Source organism: Streptomyces sp. NPDC057743 (genome assembly GCF_042798755.1).
Classification (GTDB): domain Bacteria; phylum Actinomycetota; class Actinomycetes; order Streptomycetales; family Streptomycetaceae; genus Streptomyces.
In genome coordinates, this window is the sequence record NZ_JBHVJX010000048.1 from 1 (window position 1) to 17,726 (window position 17,726).

Annotated in this window: 14 protein-coding genes; 11 read left to right on the forward strand and 3 right to left on the reverse strand. The window is 72.2% G+C overall.

Features of this window, described 5'->3' with window-relative positions; translation table 11 throughout:
* The 3 genes from ACFVFQ_RS34250 to cysC form a co-directional block, all read right to left on the reverse strand.
* Nucleotides 1–329: GTP-binding protein (locus tag ACFVFQ_RS34250; RefSeq protein WP_383423696.1), on the reverse strand; the 329-nt coding region annotated here is incomplete at its 3' end.
* Between the two features lies 1 nt (nt 330).
* The gene (gene cysD / locus ACFVFQ_RS34255) at nt 331–1,209 is read right to left on the reverse strand and encodes a sulfate adenylyltransferase subunit CysD (RefSeq protein ID WP_383423777.1); all 879 of its coding nucleotides are present in this window, start codon (nt 1,207–1,209) and stop codon (nt 331–333) included.
* A gap of 152 nt (nt 1,210–1,361) precedes the next feature.
* The gene (gene cysC / locus ACFVFQ_RS34260; RefSeq protein ID WP_383423698.1) at nt 1,362–1,988 is read right to left on the reverse strand and encodes an adenylyl-sulfate kinase; all 627 of its coding nucleotides are present in this window, start codon (nt 1,986–1,988) and stop codon (nt 1,362–1,364) included.
* 596 nt (nt 1,989–2,584) lie between these two features.
* Between cysC and ACFVFQ_RS34265 the strand changes: the two genes are divergently transcribed.
* From ACFVFQ_RS34265 to ACFVFQ_RS34315, 11 genes are all read left to right on the forward strand, one after another.
* The gene (locus ACFVFQ_RS34265; RefSeq protein ID WP_383423700.1) at nt 2,585–4,414 is read left to right on the forward strand and encodes a class II aldolase/adducin family protein; all 1,830 of its coding nucleotides are present in this window, start codon (nt 2,585–2,587) and stop codon (nt 4,412–4,414) included.
* A gap of 14 nt (nt 4,415–4,428) precedes the next feature.
* Nucleotides 4,429–7,206, forward strand: a complete 2,778-nt coding sequence (locus ACFVFQ_RS34270) for a DUF4915 domain-containing protein (protein ID WP_383423702.1) — start codon at nt 4,429–4,431, stop codon at nt 7,204–7,206.
* Nucleotides 7,199–8,671, forward strand: a complete 1,473-nt coding sequence (locus ACFVFQ_RS34275) for a glycosyltransferase (protein ID WP_383423704.1) — start codon at nt 7,199–7,201, stop codon at nt 8,669–8,671. The genes ACFVFQ_RS34270 and ACFVFQ_RS34275 overlap by 8 nt, the downstream gene beginning before the upstream one ends.
* Complete coding sequence (locus ACFVFQ_RS34280) at nt 8,671–9,657, forward strand: aldo/keto reductase (RefSeq protein WP_383423706.1); 987 nt, start codon at nt 8,671–8,673, stop codon at nt 9,655–9,657. Before ACFVFQ_RS34275 ends, ACFVFQ_RS34280 begins: the two co-directional genes overlap by 1 nt.
* Nucleotides 9,658–9,667: 10 nt before the next feature.
* Nucleotides 9,668–11,362 (forward strand): alpha-amylase family glycosyl hydrolase, encoded by a 1,695-nt coding sequence (locus tag ACFVFQ_RS34285; RefSeq protein ID WP_383423708.1) that lies wholly within the window; start codon nt 9,668–9,670, stop codon nt 11,360–11,362.
* Nucleotides 11,359–12,654, forward strand: a complete 1,296-nt coding sequence (locus ACFVFQ_RS34290) for a D-arabinono-1,4-lactone oxidase (RefSeq protein ID WP_383423711.1) — start codon at nt 11,359–11,361, stop codon at nt 12,652–12,654. Before ACFVFQ_RS34285 ends, ACFVFQ_RS34290 begins: the two co-directional genes overlap by 4 nt.
* Before the next feature lie 10 nt (nt 12,655–12,664).
* Nucleotides 12,665–14,695, forward strand: a complete 2,031-nt coding sequence (locus ACFVFQ_RS34295) for a thiamine pyrophosphate-dependent enzyme (RefSeq protein WP_383423713.1) — start codon at nt 12,665–12,667, stop codon at nt 14,693–14,695.
* Nucleotides 14,692–15,348 carry a transaldolase family protein gene (locus ACFVFQ_RS34300; protein ID WP_383423715.1) on the forward strand — a complete coding sequence of 219 codons (657 nt, stop codon included), beginning with the start codon at nt 14,692–14,694 and terminating at the stop codon, nt 15,346–15,348. Before ACFVFQ_RS34295 ends, ACFVFQ_RS34300 begins: the two co-directional genes overlap by 4 nt.
* The gene (locus ACFVFQ_RS34305) at nt 15,345–16,046 is read left to right on the forward strand and encodes an HAD-IA family hydrolase (RefSeq protein ID WP_383423717.1); all 702 of its coding nucleotides are present in this window, start codon (nt 15,345–15,347) and stop codon (nt 16,044–16,046) included. The genes ACFVFQ_RS34300 and ACFVFQ_RS34305 overlap by 4 nt, the downstream gene beginning before the upstream one ends.
* A 141-nt stretch (nt 16,047–16,187) precedes the next feature.
* Nucleotides 16,188–16,997 (forward strand): enoyl-CoA hydratase/isomerase family protein, encoded by an 810-nt coding sequence (locus ACFVFQ_RS34310; protein WP_383423719.1) that lies wholly within the window; start codon nt 16,188–16,190, stop codon nt 16,995–16,997.
* Nucleotides 16,998–17,158: 161 nt separating this feature from the next.
* Nucleotides 17,159–17,587: a nuclear transport factor 2 family protein gene (locus tag ACFVFQ_RS34315; RefSeq protein ID WP_383423721.1), complete on the forward strand. Its 429-nt coding sequence runs from the start codon at nt 17,159–17,161 to the stop codon at nt 17,585–17,587.
* Nucleotides 17,588–17,726 lie beyond the last annotated feature (139 nt).

The following is a 17,726-nucleotide window of genomic DNA, read 5'->3' on the forward strand; positions in this document are numbered from 1 at the left end:
ACGTGGCCGGGGGTGTCGGCCAGGATGAAGCGGCGGCGGGGGGTGGCGAAGTAGCGGTAGGCGACATCGATGGTGATGCCCTGTTCCCGCTCCGCGCGCAGCCCATCGGTCAACAGGGCCAGATCCGGGGCGTGTTGGCCGCGGTTGCGGGAGGCGTGCTCGACGGCTTCGAGTTGGTCGGTCAGGACCGACTTGGAGTCGTGGAGCAGGCGGCCGACCAGGGTGGATTTGCCGTCGTCGACGGAGCCGGCGGTGGCAAAGCGCAGCAGCGAGGTGGCGCCCAGGCCCACCGGGTCGGGGGTGGTGGGGGTGGTGTGGGTGGTGCTCATGTTAGAAGTACCCCTCGCGCTTGCGGTCTTCCATGGCGGCTTCGGAGAGTTTGTCGTCGGCTCGGGTGGCACCGCGTTCGGTCAGGCGGGAGGCGGCGATCTCCGCGATGACCGCATCGATGGTGTCCGCGTCGGAGTCGACCGCGCCGGTGCAGGACATGTCCCCCACCGTGCGGTACCGCACCCGACGCACCTGCAGGTGCTCGTCCTGCCTGGGGCCGCCCCAGGGGCCGGGGGCCAGCCACATGCCGCCTCGGGCGAAGACCTCGCGCTGGTGGGCGTAGTAGATGGCGGGCAGTTCGATCTTCTCGCGGGCGATGTACTGCCACACGTCCAACTCGGTCCAGTTGGACAGCGGGAAGACGCGGACGTGTTCGCCCGGGGAGTGGCGGCCGTTGTAGAGCTGCCACAGTTCGGGGCGTTGGCGGCGCGGGTCCCACCCACCGAACTCGTCGCGCAGGGAGAAGACGCGTTCCTTGGCGCGGGCCTTTTCCTCGTCGCGGCGGCCGCCCCCGAAGACGGCGTCGAAGCGGTGCGAGTCGATCGCATCGAGCAGCGGGACGGTCTGCAGGGGGTTGCGGGTGCCATCAGGGCGTTCGCGCAACTCGCCGCGGTCGATGAAGTCCTGCACCGAGGCGACATGCAACCGCAGGCCATGGCGGGCCACCGTGGTGTCGCGGTACTCCAACACCTCGGGGAAGTTGTGACCGGTGTCCACATGCAGCAACGCGAAGGGCACCGGCGCCGGCGCGAACGCCTTCAACGCCAGATGCAACATCAGGATCGAGTCCTTGCCACCGGAGAAGAGAATCACCGGCCGCTCGAACTCCCCCGCCACCTCACGGAAGATGTGCACCGCCTCCGACTCCAACGCATCCAGGTGCGTCCAACGGTGGAAGTCCGGCCGGGTGGGTCCGTGGGTCTGGGGCGGCCTGCGGGTGTCTGTCGCCGTGCGGGATCCCGCCGTCGCACCGGAGGAATCCGCCGGCACACGGCCCTCGGTACTCGTGGACGGCCGGGACGGTTCCGCCGTCACGCGAGACCACGCTCGGCGAGGGCCAGCAGCAGGCTGTCCACGGATTCGTCGATGTTCAGGCGGTGCGTCTCGATGCGTAACTCCGGGGCGAGCGGCGGCTCGTAGGGGTCGTCGACGCCGGTCAGGCCGGAGAGTCGACCCGCGGCCTGGCGGGCGTACAGCCCCTTGACGTCACGCTCGCGGCACACTTCGAGTGGGGCGTCCACATGGACCTCCAGGAAGGCGGTATCGCTGGCGGTGTGGCGTGCACGGACCTCGGCCCGCGCCACCGTGTAGGGGGCGATCACCGGTACGAGGACCAGAATCCCGTTTCTCGCCAGGACTTCGGACATCAGGCCGACCCGGCGCACATTCGTGAGCCGGTCCTCCTTTCCGAATCCCAGCCCCGCGGACAGCAACTTCCGGTTCTCGTCGCCGTCGAGTATTTCCGTGCGCCGTCCGCGTGCGTGCAGTTCCTGTGCCACCCCGCGGGCGATGGTGGTCTTTCCGGAACTGGGGAGCCCGGTCAGCCAGACGGTGGCTCCTGGCCAACATCGACAAAATTCGGGAGTCGTCCACGGTTCGGCAACCCGATGTTGCCAGGCGCCACACTCATCCTCATCGAATGCGCTCGACCGGTCCATGCAGCCCAGGATCCACATCCGTCGCCGACGTGGTCAATGGCGACCGGGTGGGCCGCCTCTTCGACTTGGCTGAAACCCCGGGGGAAAGGGCCAGTTGGGCCCGGACCGCGAGGCGGCGCGCTCCCCCGTTACGGCAGGTCCTGCGCGTAAGTTACGCATCTGTGTCGTGCCCGGCAGTGGAGCTGCGAAAGGGGACGTTGCCCCGCCGATTTACGCCCGTTGCACGGTGCGCCACGGCCGCTTTGCATTCCGGGGGTACACCAAGCCTATTCTGTCTGGATCACATCGCTAGGCGCTGGTTGGCCGCTTGTCGGCGTCTGGAACCGTGTGCTTCGCTTTTCATCGAAGAGCCCGGCGGTGTTTTGCGACCGTCATGAACGGGCCGCAAACTCCGGGCCTTTCACACCCCCCTAGGACCCCCCTAACACCCCCCTACTTCATTCCTCATCTGCGTCTTCCCTCTGCCCTCGATCATTTCCCTGGTATTGGTCGGACTTTGTCGGTCCGTTGACGTGAGTTCTTGTGCACTTCGGGCCGTGGCCCCCGTGGGTCGGGTCCGTGATTGTTCTGCCAGTCAGCCACGAAGGAGGCGCCGCGTGGGCGCGTTGCCGGAGGAACTGTTACCGCTGCCGAAGGACCGTTGGGATCCCGAGGCGGCGCGGGGCCTGTCAGGGCGCGACGAGGCGATATTCCGCTCGCACCTGGTGGGTTCCGAGTCGGCGCTGTCCAAGGAGGGGGGCGGCAACTTCTCGGTCAAGGGGACGGTGACGGATCATTGCGGGCGCTCGACCCGGGTGTTGTGGATGAGTGCCTGGGGCTGTGACGGCGCCACCACGACCGACGAGGACTTTCCCGCGCTGCGGCTGGACGAGTTGCTGACGCTGCGCGAGCGGGACCGGCTGGACGTGCAGGAGATGGTCACGCACCTGGTCGCCTGCGGGGTCACCGGTGAGCAACGGCGTCCGGGCATAGAGACGTTGACGCACGCGTTCATCCCGGCGGCGCATGTCGACCACAGTCACCCCGACGCGGTCATCGCGCTGACCTCGTTCCCCGAGGGCCGCAAGCTGGCCGAGGAGGAGTTCGGGGACGAGGCGATCTGGTTCGACTACCGGCAGTTCGACATCGGGGTGGCCCGCGAGCTGGCCGACCGGATCGCCGCGAACCCGCGCTGCCGCTTCGTGCTGCTGGCCAATCACGGCCTGTTCACCTGGGCCGACACCAGTGAGCAGTGCTATCGCAACTCGCTGGAGGCGGTGGCCCGTTCGGTCGCCGCCCTGGGGCGGATTCCGCGTGGTCCGCTGGACCTCGGCGGGCGTGCCGTGCCCGCGTTGTCGGACGAGCGGGCGGAGGCGGTGCTCGCTCAGGTGTTGCCCGCGTTGCGCGGTGCCTGCTTCGAGGGTGAGCGCGGCCCCGTGTTGCACGTGGACCGCAGTGCGGCGACCGAGGACTTCGCTTCGTCGGTGCAGGGGCCGCTGGCCAGTCTGCGGGGGCCGGGGTGCCCCGATCACCTGGTCACCGTCGGCTACCGTCCGCTGGTTCTCGGCGCGTTGACCGAGCCGGGGCACCAGACCGCGCAGGCCCTGGCGGACGGGGTGGAGCGGCACCGGGCCTGGTACCGGTCGTACTACGAGGAGAACATCACGGAGGCGGGCCGGGTCGGTGGGCGGCGCAGCGATGCGCCCCGTGCGGTGGTGCTGCCCGGGATCGGGGTGGTCACCCAGGGCGCGGACGCCGCGGCGGCCCGGCTGCGGCGGGACCACTACCGGCAGACGATGACGGTGGTCCGGGTGACGGAGGCGGTCGGCGGCTATGTGTCGCTGACCGAGGCTCAGGGCGTCGCCGACGAGTACTGGCCGCTGATGCGACTCAAGCCGCAACTCAAGGTGGCGGATGGGCTGTTGGCGGGCAAGGTGGTGCTGGTCCTGGGGGCCTCGGAGGCGGGCCCCGAGGCGGCGGCCGTCGCCGAGTTGCTCGCGGCCCAGGAGGCGCATGTCGCGCTGGCCGCCGGGGACCGTGCGGCGGCGGAGCGGATCTGTGGGAAGTACGGCGAGCGCCGCGTGGTCGCGCTGCCGGGCGGGTCCGGTGGGGAGGCCGATCCGGTGCATGAGGCGGTCCTCGCCTATGGCGGGTTCGACCTCGTGATTGACCTGGCGGGCGGTGGCCGCCCGGATCGTACGGGGGCCGCGTTGGACGTGCTGGCTCGGCAGGGCCACGGCGGAACGTTCCTCCTGGTGGCGGCGGAGTCGTCCGCCGCGCTGCGTGGGGCCGCCGCGGAGCTCGACGGGCTGGGCGCGGAGCACGACGTGTCCGCGCATGCCGTGGCGACGGCCGACCCGGCGGCGCTGGCCGAGACGGCGGTGTTCCTGGGCGGAGCCCGGCGCACCCGGTGGCAGAGCATCTCCCTTGAGGCGGCGGGCCGATGACGACGGAAGCGGGCATGGAAAACGAGAACGCCGCGGCCCCGAGCGCCGCCGAGGGCGACCTGCCCTCCTTCGTCCCCGAGGGGCAGACCCTGCTGGTGTCGTGCTTCGACGCCCACCACACCATCGGCGGCGGGCTGTTCGCGATCGGGCGGGGCACGCAGGGTGCCGAGGTCGTGGACCGGGTCTCCAGCAGCGGGATGGTGCTGGGCGACGACGGGTTGCTCCACCGGTGCCTGTGGAGCGCCGACGGCAGTCCGGCCGAGCTCGTCACCTACGACACCACCGGGGTGCGCCGCTACCACCGGCTGGACAACGTCTCCACCCCGCACGACCTGCTGCCCGTCGGGCGCAATGTCCTCGTCGCCGCGACCATGCAGAACGAGGTCCGGTGCGTGGGTCCGGACGGCGAGGCGGTGTGGAGTTGGCACGCGCCGGGTGAGCCGGACAGTTGGCACGTCAACAGCCTGGCGCTCTACCACGGGCAGCCGGTGGTGTGTGGGTTCGGGCAGTACCTGCGGCGCCGGGGTTGGGACGAGAACGGCAAGCCCGCCAGTGGGCGGGTGGTCAGGCTCGACAACGGCGAGCCGGTCCTGGAGGGGCTGCGCGCCCCGCACAACCCCTGGCACCAGGACGGGACGTGGCTGATCTGTGACTCGGCCGCGGGCGAGCTGGTGGAGTTCGACGACGCGACCCGGCGCCCCACCCAGGCCCTGACCCTGCCGGGTTGGCCGCGGGGGCTGGTCGTCACCGACCGGTACGTCTTCGTGGGGCTGAGCCCGCACCGGCATGCCGCGTCGTCCGTCGCCACGGCCGCGGTGGCGGTCGTCGACCGGCAGCGGTGGAGCCTGGCCGGGCTGTTGGACCTGACGGCGCGCGAGGTGTATGCGCTGGCGTTGGTGCCCGACGCGATGGCGGCCGGTGTCCGGACCGGCTTCGGCACCAACGCCACCCGGGCTCACGAGCAGGCTCAGCGGCAGCTCTTCGACCAACTCGGCGTACAGCCACGGCGGTTGTGGGCGATCGGCGATCGGCTCACCCCGCACGAGTGCCGGGCCCGCCTGACGCTCACCGGGCCGCAGGGCACCCGACACGAGCCGCGGGACACCGCGCACCAGGCTACGGAGGCCCTCGCCCCGGTCGAGGGCGGTGCGGTCGTCGAGGCCGAGCCCAAGAGCCTGATCACTTTCACCTGTACCGTCCGCAACACCGGTAGCGCCCTGCTCACCCCCGCGCCGCCGTATCCCGTGCGGGTCACCCACCGCTGGTACGACGCCGACGGCAAGGAGGTGGCCACGCAGCCGCTCCGGTCCGCGCTCACCCGGTCCATTCCTCCGGGGGACGACGACCGGGTGCCCATGCGGGCGCGGGTGCCCTCGGAGCCCGGCCGGTACCGGCTGCGGGTGACGCTCACGCAGGACGACGGCGAGCCCTTCGACCTACAGGACGAGCTCAGCGGTACCGATGTCGTGGTGGATGCGGTGGTGCGGGACGCGCGCTACGTCCAGCTGCGGGCGTTCGGCATCGCGCCGGCCGACGCCGCGGCGGCCCGGACCGCGGGTCCGCTCGCCGACGACATGGTCCGCGCCCTGCTGCACCGCCCGACCGGGGAACCCGACGGGTTGGTCCTGGGGCGGATCGAGGACCTGGGGCGTACGGCGTTCACCACCGCCGTGGCCCAGGCGCTCGACTGCACCGACGCCGCGCTGGACGACACGGTCGCCAAGCTGCTGCCCGAGCCGGCGCAGGCCCTGCTGACCGGCGCCGAGGCGGTGGCGCTCGCGACTTCGCGCGAGAGCGGGGCGCCCGGGGCGGGCCGCGGGTTCGCCACCGTCGAAGACGGCGCCCTCGCCGCGGCGTTCGCCCGGTTGGGCACCCTGGCCGGGGCCCGGGACGCCCAGGACGCGCTGGCCCAGGCCGCGGGCGCGAGCCAGGCGGGGCACGGCGCGGCCGTCGCCGTCCTCACCTCGGACGCCGAACTGCTGGGCGCCTCGGTGGCGTTGGCCGACGCGCACGGCAGCGGTACCGCCCCGCTGGTGCTGGCCGCCCCGGCGCCCGACGGGCCCGCGCTCGCCCTGTTGCGGGCCACTCCCCAGCCCGCCCGGTCCTGGTACGACTGCGGGACGGCGTCCGAGCGGGACGCCGACGTCTCGGCCGACGCCTTCGCCGCGGCGCTGCGGCAGGCGTTGCGAACCGCCGCCGACGCGCCGTCCGGGCCGGTGTTGTTGACCCTCTCCCCCGAGGCGGCCGAGCGGCCGTGGGTCCCGTTGTCCGCGCTGGGCCGGCAGGCGTCAAAGCGCCGGGTTCCGGAGGCCGCCCCCGCCCCGGTGCCCGTCGACGGCCCCCTCGGTGAGGCGCTGCACGAGGCCGTCGCCCGGCCGTATCCGCACAGCGTGTTCGTGACCGGCGGTCGGCATGCGACCGGTGCGGACGCCGCGCCGTACCGTGCGGTGCCCTTCGCGCTCGGCCGGGCGCTCGCGGAGCCCGGGGCGCGGGTGCTCTGTCTGTTGGACGGTGCCGCCTTTGCCGAGGGGTTGCCCGCGTTGGCCGTGGCCCGGCGGGAGTTGGCGCGGGTCGTGCTGGTGGTCGCCGAGGCCGAGGAAGAGGAGGGGACGGCTGCCCCCTCCGCTCGCCCCGGTGGGGAGGTGCCGTCTCCGGTGCGGATGGCCGAGGCGTTGGGGGTGTCGGCGCGACGGGTCTCCCCCAACGCGCTGGCCTTGACCCTGGCGGAACTCGCCGACCGCTTTGGGCCGGCCGTGATCGAGCTGCTGCCGCGGGAGGTCCGCGATGCGTGAGGTCGATCTTCCCCCGGTGCAACTGGAGCCCTACGAGGAGGCGTTCGGCCCGGCGCGCAGCGCCGAGTTGGCCTCCGTCGCCGAGCGGGTCGGTAAGCGGCTGGCCGGGCGCACGGTCTGGCAGCTCAACTCCACCGCGGCCGGTGGCGGGGTCGCCGAGCTGCTGTACGGCCTCGGTCCGCTGGCCGGGGCGCTCGGGGTGGGCACGCGGTGGTTGGTGATCGACGGCGATGCCGAGTTCTTCGCCATCACCAAGCGGCTGTGCCTGCGGCTGTACGGCATCCAGGGCGACTCGGGCGCGCTGGGACCGGCCGAACTGGCGCACTTCCGTGCGGTCACCGAGGCCAACGCCGTCGAGTTGGCGCGCCGGGTGCGGCCCGGCGACGTGGTGGTCGTGCACGATCCGCAGCCGGTCGGGCTGGTGCGGGTGGCCCGGGAATGCGGTGCGAGTGTGGTGTGGCGCTGTCACATCGGCAGCGACCGGCCGAACCGACACACCGCCGAGGGTTGGGCGTTCCTGCGGCACTTCCTGGAACCCGAGGACCGGATGGTGTTCTCCACGCCACGCCATGTGCCCGGGTGGGCAAAGCGGCCGACGGTGATCCCGCCGTCGATCGACCCGTGCGCACCGCGTAACACCGCTCTCACCGACACCACGGCCACGACGGTGCTGGGTGCCGTCGGGATCCTCGCCAACGGCGGCCCGCTGCCGGTGACCGTTCCGGTGCCGGTGGGCGAGCCGGTCACCGTGCGGCGGCCGGTGACCGCGGTGCGGGAGGGGGATCCGCCGTCGGCGAAGGTGCCGATGGTGGTGCAGGTGTCGCGCTGGGACCGGCTCAAGGACATGGGCGGGGTGCTGCGGGCGTTCGGCGAGGCCCAGGTGGCCAACGCGTACCTCACGCTCGCGGGTCCCGATGTCGGTGGGGCCGTTGCCGACGATCCCGAGGCCGCCGCCCTGTTCGAGGAGTGCCGACAGCAGTGGCGGGAGCTGCCCGACGCGCTGCGGCGCCGCAGTCAGTTGCTCTGTCTGCCGATGACCGACCTGCGGGAGAACGCCCTGGTCGTCAACGCGTTGCAGCGGCACGCGACGGTGGTGGTGCAGAAGAGCCTGGCCGAGGGGTTCGGGCTGACCGCGACCGAGGCGATGTGGAAGCGCCGGCCGTTGGTGGCGAGCGCGGTCGGCGGTCTGCGGGACCAACTCGACGACGATCGGCACGGGTTGTTGCTCGATGACCCGCGAGACATTCCGGCGGCCGCGGCGGCGATCCGGCGCCTGCTGACCGACCCCGCCCTGGCTGCCCGGCTCGGTGCGGGCGCGCGGGAGCGGGTGGCGGAGCGGTTCCTGCCCGACCGGCACCTGACGCAGTGGGCGCAGCTGATCGAGGACGCCCTCAAGGACACCCCGGGGCCGGCGGCCGGCGAGCCGGGGCCCGGACAACGACGCAGCAGCACGGAGGAGCACTGATGCGCAAGCTCGGAAAGAACGCGGCGGGGGACGTGCTGGTGACGTCCGAACAGGGCCTGGGCTGCATGGGGATGTCGCAGTTCTACGGCGCCTGGGACGACGCGGAGTCGATCCGCACCATTCACCGGGCGCTGGACCTCGGGGTGAACGTCCTGGACACCGCCGACATGTACGGCCCGTACACCAACGAGGAGCTCATCGGGCGGGCGGTGCGCGGCAACCGTGACCGGGTGGTCCTGATGACCAAGTTCGGCAACGTCAAGGGCCCGGACGGTCGGGTGATCGGCGTCAACGGGACGCCGGAGTACGTGAAGGCGTCCTGCGAGGGCTCGTTGCGGCGGCTGGGCGTGGAGACCATCGACGTCTACTGCCAGCACCGGGTGGATCCGGACACGCCGATCGAGGAGACCTTCGGCGCGCTGGCGGAGCTGGTGCAGGAGGGCAAGGTGCGCCACCTGGCGGTGTCGGAGGCGTCCGCCGAGACGGTGCGCCGGGCCCATGCGGTGACCCCGGTGACCGCCGTGCAGACCGAGTACTCGTTGGTCAGCCGCGATCCGGAACGCGAACTGCTGGGCACCCTGCGCGAGTTGGGCATCGGCTTCATCGCCTACGCCCCGCTGGGTCGGGGCCTGCTCACCGGCCGCATCCGGTCCTTCGACGACCTCGGGGAGGACGACTTCCGGCGTTCGCTGCCCCGCTTCCAGCCGGAGAACCTGTCGCAGAACGCCGCGCTGGTGCGGGAGATCGCCGCGATCGCCGAGGCCCGCGGGGTGAGTGTGGGGCAGTTGGCGCTGGCCTGGGTGCTCGCCCAGGGCGAGGATGTCCTCGCCATCCCCGGGACCAAGACCGTGGCCCGGCTGGAGGAGAACGTGGCGGCCGGCCAACTTCGGCTGACGACAGAGGAGTTGAAGCGGCTCTCCAAGGCGGCCCCGCCCGGTGCGGCGGCCGGCGACCGCTACCCCGACATGTCCGGTGTCGACCGATAGGCGGGCCCGCATGACCACGCACCCTCAGATACCGCCGCAGGACACCGGCGGGCCCGGCCCGTGGTGGCGCGAGGCGGTCCTGTACCAGATCTATCCGCGCAGCTTCGCCGACTCCAACGGCGACGGCATCGGGGACCTGCGGGGCATCATCTCCCGGCTCGACCACCTCCGGGACGGCACCTCGTCCTCGCTCGGCGTCGACGCGATCTGGCTCTCGCCGTTCTACCCGTCCCCGCAGGCCGACTTCGGCTACGACATCAGCGACTACCAGGACGTCGACCCCGTCTACGGCACGCTCGCCGACTTCGACGAGCTGGTCGTCGAGGCGCACCGGCGGGGCCTGCGGGTCGTGGTGGACCTGGTGATGAACCACACCTCCACCGAGCATGCCTGGTTCGTCGAGTCCCGTTCCAGCCGCACCAACCCCAAGCGGAACTGGTACATCTGGGCCGATCCGGCGCCGGACGGCGGCCCGCCCAACAACTGGCTCAGCGCCTTCGAGAAGTGCGGGCCCGCCTGGACCCTCGATCCGACCACCGGCCAGTACTACCTGCACAGCTTCACCCCCGGGCAGCCGGACCTGAACTGGCGCGAGCCCGCCGTGCGGGAGGCGATGCGCAAGGTGTGGCGGTTCTGGCTGAACCGCGGGGTGGACGGGTTCCGCGCCGATGTGGCCCACCGGCTGCTCAAGGACGAGCAGTTGCGGGACAACCCGCCGGAGTTGGCGCTCGCCCGTCGCCATGTCAGCGTGCCCGGGATGCGCCAGCGCCAGTTGGACCTGCCGGAGGTGCACGACGTGCTGCGGGAGCTGCGCGAGGTGCTGGACTCCTATCCCGGTCTCGACGGGTCCATGACGCAGGGCCGGTTCGTGCTGGGCGAGGTGCCGATCAGCGACGACGCCCGGCTCGCCGAGTACTTCGGCGGCGAGGGCATGCACACGGTCTTCCACATCGCCTTCTGGGAACAGCCGTGGGAGGGCGCGGCGTTCCGGCGCACGGTCGACGGCCTGCTGGCGGCGATGCGGCCCGGTTCCTGGCCGACGTACGCGCTGGCCACCCACGACATCTCGCGGACGGTCAGCCGCTTCGGCGGCTGGGGTCCGGCGCGGGCGGCGGCGGTCATCATGCTGACGCTGCCGGGGACGCCGTGCGTCTACTACGGCGAGGAGATCGGCATGGCGGACGCGCCCCCGCCAGCCGGTCTGGAGCGGGACGTGGACGGCCGGGACGGTCAGCGCACCCCGATGCAGTGGGACGCCTCCGGCAAGGGGTTCGGCACCGGGACGCCGTGGTTGGCGCCGGGGCCGGACGCCGGGCGGGCCAACGTCGAGGCACAACGGGACGACCCCGCCTCGATGTTAGCGCTCTACCGGCGGCTGATCCGCTACCGCGGCGGCTCGACGGCGCTGCGGCGCGGCGGCTACCGCTCACTGGACAGCTCCGGCGACTCCTACGTCTACCTGCGCCAGGCAGCCGGCGAACTCCTGCTGGTCGCGGTGAACTTCCAGCGGAGTCCGGCCGAGGTGACGGTCACCGGTGTGGAGCTGCCGGCCGCCGGCCGCATCGAGCTGTCGACCCATGACGGGCGGGCCGGCGCGACGGTTCCACTCCGGCCGCTGCCGCTCGGCCCGTTGGAGGCGGTGGTCGTCCGCCTCACCGACGAGGACCCGACCACCGCAGCACCGTCGAAGGGACCGGCCGCGTGAGCGCGACACCGCCCCGTACGGTGACCAACTGGTCCGGCAATGTCGCCTTTGGCGCGCGGGAGTTCGTCGCGCCCACCTCGGTGCCCGAGCTGCAAGCCGTGGTCGCCCGCGGCCGGCAGGTGCGGGCCCTGGGCACGGCGCACTCCTTCAACGACCTCGCCGACACCCCGGGGACGCTTCTCTCGGTCACGTCGCTGCCGCCGGTCGTCGAGGTGGACTCCAGGGCCGCGACGGTGAAGGTGGCCGCGGGCCTGCCGTACTCGGACGTGGTGGGTCCGGTGGAGCGTGCGGGGTTCGCGCTGCCCAACCTCGCCTCGCTGCCGCACGTTTCGGTCGGTGGCTCCGTGGTGACCGGGACGCACGGCTCGGGGGTGCGCAACGGGTGCCTGTCGACCTCCGTGGCGGCCCTGGACCTGGTGACCGCCGACGGCGACCTGGTGACCCTCGCCCGCGACACCCATCCGCGGGAGTTCGAGGGCGCCGTGGTCAATCTGGGGGCGCTGGGGGTGGTGACGTCCGTGACGCTGGATCTGGTGCCGACGTTCGCCATGCGGCAACGGGTCTATGAGGGGCTGCCGTTGGAGGTGCTGGACGCGCACTTCGCGGAGCTGGTCGCCGACGCCTACAGCGTGTGCCTGTTCACCGACTGGCGCGGCCCCCGTCTCACCCAGGTGTGGATCAACCAGCGGATCGGCGATCCCGATCCGACGGTGGTGCACGAGCCCTGGTTCACCGCGGTGCCCGCGGACGGCCCCCGGCACCCGGTCGACGGCCTGGACGCCGACTGCTGCACCCAGCAGTTGGGCGTCATCGGCCCCTGGCACGAGCGGCTGTCGCACTTCAGGCCGGACGCGGTGCCCAGCGCGGGCGACGAGCTCCAGTCGGAGTACCTGCTGGCCGCCCAGGACGCGCCAGCGGCGCTGCGCGCGCTGGATTTGGTGCGCGAGCGGCTCGCGCCGGTGCTGCACATCTGCGAGGTCCGCACGGTGGCCGCCGACCGGCTGTGGCTCAGCCCCGCCCAGGGTCGCGACAGCGTCAGCATCCACTTCACCTGGACCTCCGACCTCGACGCGGTGTTGCCAGTGGTGCGGCTGGTCGAGGACGTCCTCACCCCGTTCGCCGCCCGACCGCACTGGGCGAAGGTCTACACCACCGCACCCGACGTGGTGCGCTCCCACTATCCGAAGCTGCCCGACTTCGTGGACCTCGTCCACGGCTACGACCCCCACGGCAAGTTCACCAACGAGCACCTCCGACGCTGCATCGATGCCGACCGATCCACCCACTGCTGAAAGAGGCTCCATGTCTGTCACTCCCCTGCCCGTTACCGAACACCCCGCGCTGCGGAACCTGCCGACCGCGGAGCCCGCCGAGCCCGAGGCCGTCGCCGACCGGCTGCTGGAACTGGCGGGTCCCGACGCGGCCCGTCTGGTGGGTCAACTCCTGGCCGGCGGCCGGCGGGCGGCCGAGGCCACCCTCGCCGGGGTGCTCAAGCGGCCGGTGACCGAGACCGCCGCCGTGGTGAACTGTCTGCTGGCCCGCACTCCGTTACTGACCGGGGCCGAGGCCGTCGCCGTGATCCTGGCGCAGAGCGGCACCCGGACCGTCTTCGGCTACCCCGGAACCAGTGAACTCTCCCTGTGTGACGCCGTCGACCGGACCCAGGGCGTCGCCATGGTCAACGGGCGCGGCGACAAGGAGTCGGCGTTCATGGCGGGCGGCGGCAGCTTCCTCGCCCCCGGCCGGGCCGCCGCGATCCTGCACGGCGCCCGGGGCCTGACCAACGGCGCCGGCGCGGTGGCCGACGTGCGGCGCAACGAGGCCGGCACGGTGTTCCTGGTGGGGCTGCCGAGCAGCGGCTCCGCGCGGTTCCTGCCGCCGCACGGCGAGGACAACCTGCTGGCGGCCATTGGTGAGTTCACCAGTTGGTGGTGGCAGGCCCCCGCGGTGCCGGCCGGGGACGCGGCCACAGCGGCGGCCGTAGCGTTCGTGGCCAGGCTGCGCGAGGCGTGCCGGGTCGTGCGCCAGGCGCCGTACCGGCCGGCGCTCTTCGGCATACCGCAGGACGTCGCCGAGCAGCGGTGGATTCCGGCCGAGGCGCTCGCGGAGGCGCCGACGCCGCCGGCACCGGGACTGCCGGAGACCGAAGTCGTCGCCGCGGCCACGGGGTTGCTGGCCACGGCCGACCGCCCGGTGATCCTGGTCGACGACTACGCGCTGCGTCACGACGGGGTGCGCGAGGGCCTGGACCGGGTGAGCCGGGCGCTGGGCGCGGCCGTGCTCCAGGTCCGCTACCGCCGCGGCCCGATGCTGTTCGAGCGGCTGCGCAGCGAGGAGGTGCACGGCTTCGCGGGCTGGCTCAACCCCTACAGCCCGGCCCACCTCGAACTGCTGGACCGCTGCGACCTGTTGGTCACCGTCGAGGACCGCAACATCTACCCCCGGGTCGTCGGTCCGCTGCCCGAGTGCCGCAAGATCGCGCTGAACACCGACCCGGCCAAGGTCGAGAAGAACGAGTACCTGTCCCCCGACGACCTGCTGGTCCCGGGCGACCCGGGCGCGGCGCTGCTGGGCATCGCCTCGCGGCTTGAGCAGATGGGCACCGCGCGGGAGCAGTGGTTTAGCCCCGAGGTGGCCGCCACGGCGATGCACACCCCGGAGCCGGCCCGCGAGCCGGTCGTCGCGGCCCGTCAGCGGATCGTCGACGCCGTCGCGGGGCTGCTCTCCTGCTGGCGCAACCCGGTGTTGGTGGACGACAGCCAGATGTTCGGCGGTCTGCTCTCCGAGGGCTACGACGGCTTCCCGCCCGGGCTGCGGGTCTTCGGCGGGCACGGCGGTTTCGTCGGCGGCGGCATCCCGCTGGCCACCGGCGTCGCCATCGCCAACCCGGATGCGGACGTGCTGTGCACGCTCGGGGACCAGGCGTTCACCAACTCCTTCCAGGGGCTGGTGGCCGCGGTCCAGGAACGGCCCCGCATCACCTACCTGGTGTGCAACAACGGCCGTTCGGTCTCGCTGACCAAGCAGTCGGCGGCCTCCGGTCCGGAGTGGTTCGGGGAGGGCACCCGGCCGTTCCTGCACAACGTCGAGGACTTCGACTACTGCGCGCTGGCCAGCTCGTTCGGCATCCCGGCGGCCGCCGTGGAGGTCCCCGTCGGCGGTGACCCCGAGGCCGTCGAGGAGGCCGTCGAGCGACTGTCGGCCGAACTCGACAAGGCCGCGGCCGTGGACGGGCCCGCGCTGATCGAGCTGCGGCTGCCCGCCGACCCCGACGCCTGGCGCGGTATCTGGGTCACCCAGGGCTTCGAGACCCAGCGGAAGGTGGAGGCATGAGCATCCTGCTGATCGACAGCGCGGACCCCGCCGACGTCAAGGAGGCCGTGGCGTCGGGCCTGGTCACCAGCGCGACGACCAACCCGAAGCTGATGCGGGCGGCAACCGACAAGCCCCTCGAACACCTCGCCACGCTGCTGGCGTTGGTGCCCGGTGAGGTGTGCTACCAGCCCACCGGGGCCTACGGCGACGATCTGGTGGCCGAGGCCCGTCGCGCCGTCGACGTCGACCCCGAGCGCGTGATCATCAAGGCCATGGCGACCGCGCCCGGTACGGCCCTGGCCCACGCCGTGCGGCAGCGAGGTGCCCGCGTGGCGCTGACGGCCGCCCAGGCGCCCAGGGCGATGATCACCGCCCTCGCCCTCGGCTGCCATGCCGTGATCCCGTACCACGACCGCGGCCTGAAGGACCCTCAGGTCTCCGATCCGCTGGTGGCCGGCCTGGTGGCGGTGCGCGGCACCCGCCCCGCCCCGCAGGTGGTGGCCGCCTCGGTGAAGACCCCGGAGCAGGTGGCCGAGGTGCTGCGGCAGGGCGCCGACGCGGTGACCGTCCCGCTCGCCGTACTGCGCGACCTGGTCTCGCACCCGTCCTCGCGCACCGCGGAGGAAGACTTCCTCGCGCAGTACCGCGACGGCGCAGGGGCCGCGTCGTGACCCCCGCCGCGGCCACGGCCACCGTGCTGCGTCCCACCACCGTCGGGCGCGACTACGCGGCCGTGCTCTTCGACCTGGACGGCACCCTGGTCGACTCGGGCGATTCGGTGGACCGGGCCTGGAACCTGTGGTGCGCGCGGTACGACGTGGTCCCCGAGGAGTTGGAGGGGCTGCTGCACGGCCACACGGCCGTCGACCTGATCCGGACCGTGCGGCCGTACTGGCCCGCGGACAAGGTGGCGCAGGCGGCCCGCTACCAACTCCAGATCCAGGAGGAGGACCCCACTCCGGGCACCGCGATGCCGGGTGCCGCCGAGCTCCTCGCGTCGCTGACCGCGCGGGGCCAGCGCTGGGCCGTCGTCACGGCGTGCTCCGCCGCGCTGGCCCGGCACCGCCTGGCCGCCTCGGGACTGCCGGTCCCTGAGGTCCTGGTCACGGCGGACGACTGCCCGCGCGGCAAGCCCGACCCGACGCCGTACCTGCTCGGCGCCGAGGCCCTCGGGGTCTCCCCCACCGACTGTCTGGTGGTGGAGGACGCCCCGTCGGGCATCCGGTCCGGACGGGCGGCCGGCTGCACGGTCGTGGCCCTCACCACGACCCACCAGGCGGACGCCCTGACCGAGGCCGGCGCCGTACTCCCCGGCCTGACCCACCTGGAGTTCGCCCACGACCCGGTGGCGAGCGCCGGGCGCGACTGACCCACCACGGTGACCGCGGGGACGCCCCTTCCGGGCGTCCCCGCGGCGCTGTCTGTGCACACCACCACTGTGGTTGCCTGTGGTGGGCTACGGCCGTCAACTGGACCGGCCTTCGCGGGCCGCGACGAACGGAGGATTCCGGTGACCTTCGATGGCTACGAGCAGTACGAGCAACTCGCCTTCTCCCGCCGCCCGAACGGCGTTCTCCTCATCACCCTCGACCGGCCCGAGAAGTACAACGCCGCCGACGAGCAGATGCACACCGAACTCGCCAGGGTCTGGACCGACGTCGGTGCCGACCCCGAGACCCGCGTCGCCGTCATCACCGGCGCGGGCCGGGCGTTCTCCGCCGGCGGGGACCTGGCGATGGTCGAGCGGATGGCCGGTGACTACGACCGGGTCTCGCACATGCTCAGCGAGATGAGCGACCTCGTCTACAACATCGTCAACTGCGAGAAGCCGATCGTTTCCGCGATCAACGGCGTTGCGGTGGGCGCCGGTACGGTCGCCGCGTTGCTCGCCGACGTCGCCATCGCGGCCGAGGACGCGAAGATCGGCGACGGGCACGTCAGGCTCGGCGTCGCCGCGGGCGACCACGCCGCCATCATCTGGCCGCTCCTGGTCGGCATGGCCAAGGCCCGCTACTACCTGCTGACCGGCGAGATGCTCACCGGCGCCGAGGCCGAGCGCCTCGGCATGGTCGCCAAGGCCCTCCCCCGCGACCAAGTCCTCGACGAGGCCCTCAGAATCGCCGACAGCCTCGCCACCGGCCCCCAACAAGCCATCCGCCTGACAAAACGCACCCTCAACAACTGGCTGCGCGCCTTCGGCCCCACCTTCGACCAGTCCGCCGCCTACGAAATGCTCACCTTCCTCGGCCCGGACGTCGTGGAGGGCTACACGGCCCTGCGCGAAAAGCGCGCCCCTCGCTTTCCTTCCGCACAGCCCTGATCCCCCTTGTGCCCCCAACTCCCCATGCCCCGTGGGTGCCGGAAAGGCAACCACCAGTTATGTACTGATCGATCCAAAAAGCTGGTAGCGTCACGCCCAACGGGGCGACCACGAGTGGCGACTTCGCCTCGTCCCCAACGAACGCAGGAGAGAGGCCCACGATGACAGCGGAACAGCGGACGCCCCGCGAGGCCGTGGAGGCGTATGTGCGAGCGCTGGAGAGCGGCCACAGCGACCGGATAGCGGAGCTCTTCGCCGAGAAGGTCGACTGGTGCGTTCCCGGCGCGGAGGAAGTCCCCTGGCTCGGTACGCGTTCGACGCGAGAGGACGTCGCGGACTTCTTCACGGTGCTCTACCACCACGTGGCCAAGGAGGAGTTCGTCATCGAGCAGGTGCTCGCCGACGACCAGCACGCGGTGGCGCTCGGGCACCTCAGGAGCCGGGTCAGGGCGAACAACGCACTGATGGAGAGCTGGTTCGCCATCCATATGACGGTGACTGACGGACAGATCACGCGGTACCGCTTCTACGAGGACAGCCTGGCAATCATGCGCGCCTGGCAAGCGCCCGGTCGGCCCCAGCCGGCCTGACCTGGCCGCGTGTTCACCAGTGAGGCCCCGGGCAGGGTTCCCGTGCTTGGGGCATCTCACGCGTGCCCTGGCCTCCGGGCGGTTGCGCCACCCGGCGGCGGCGCCAGCCCGCCCCTCTGGAGCCCGCTCCCGGGTCAAG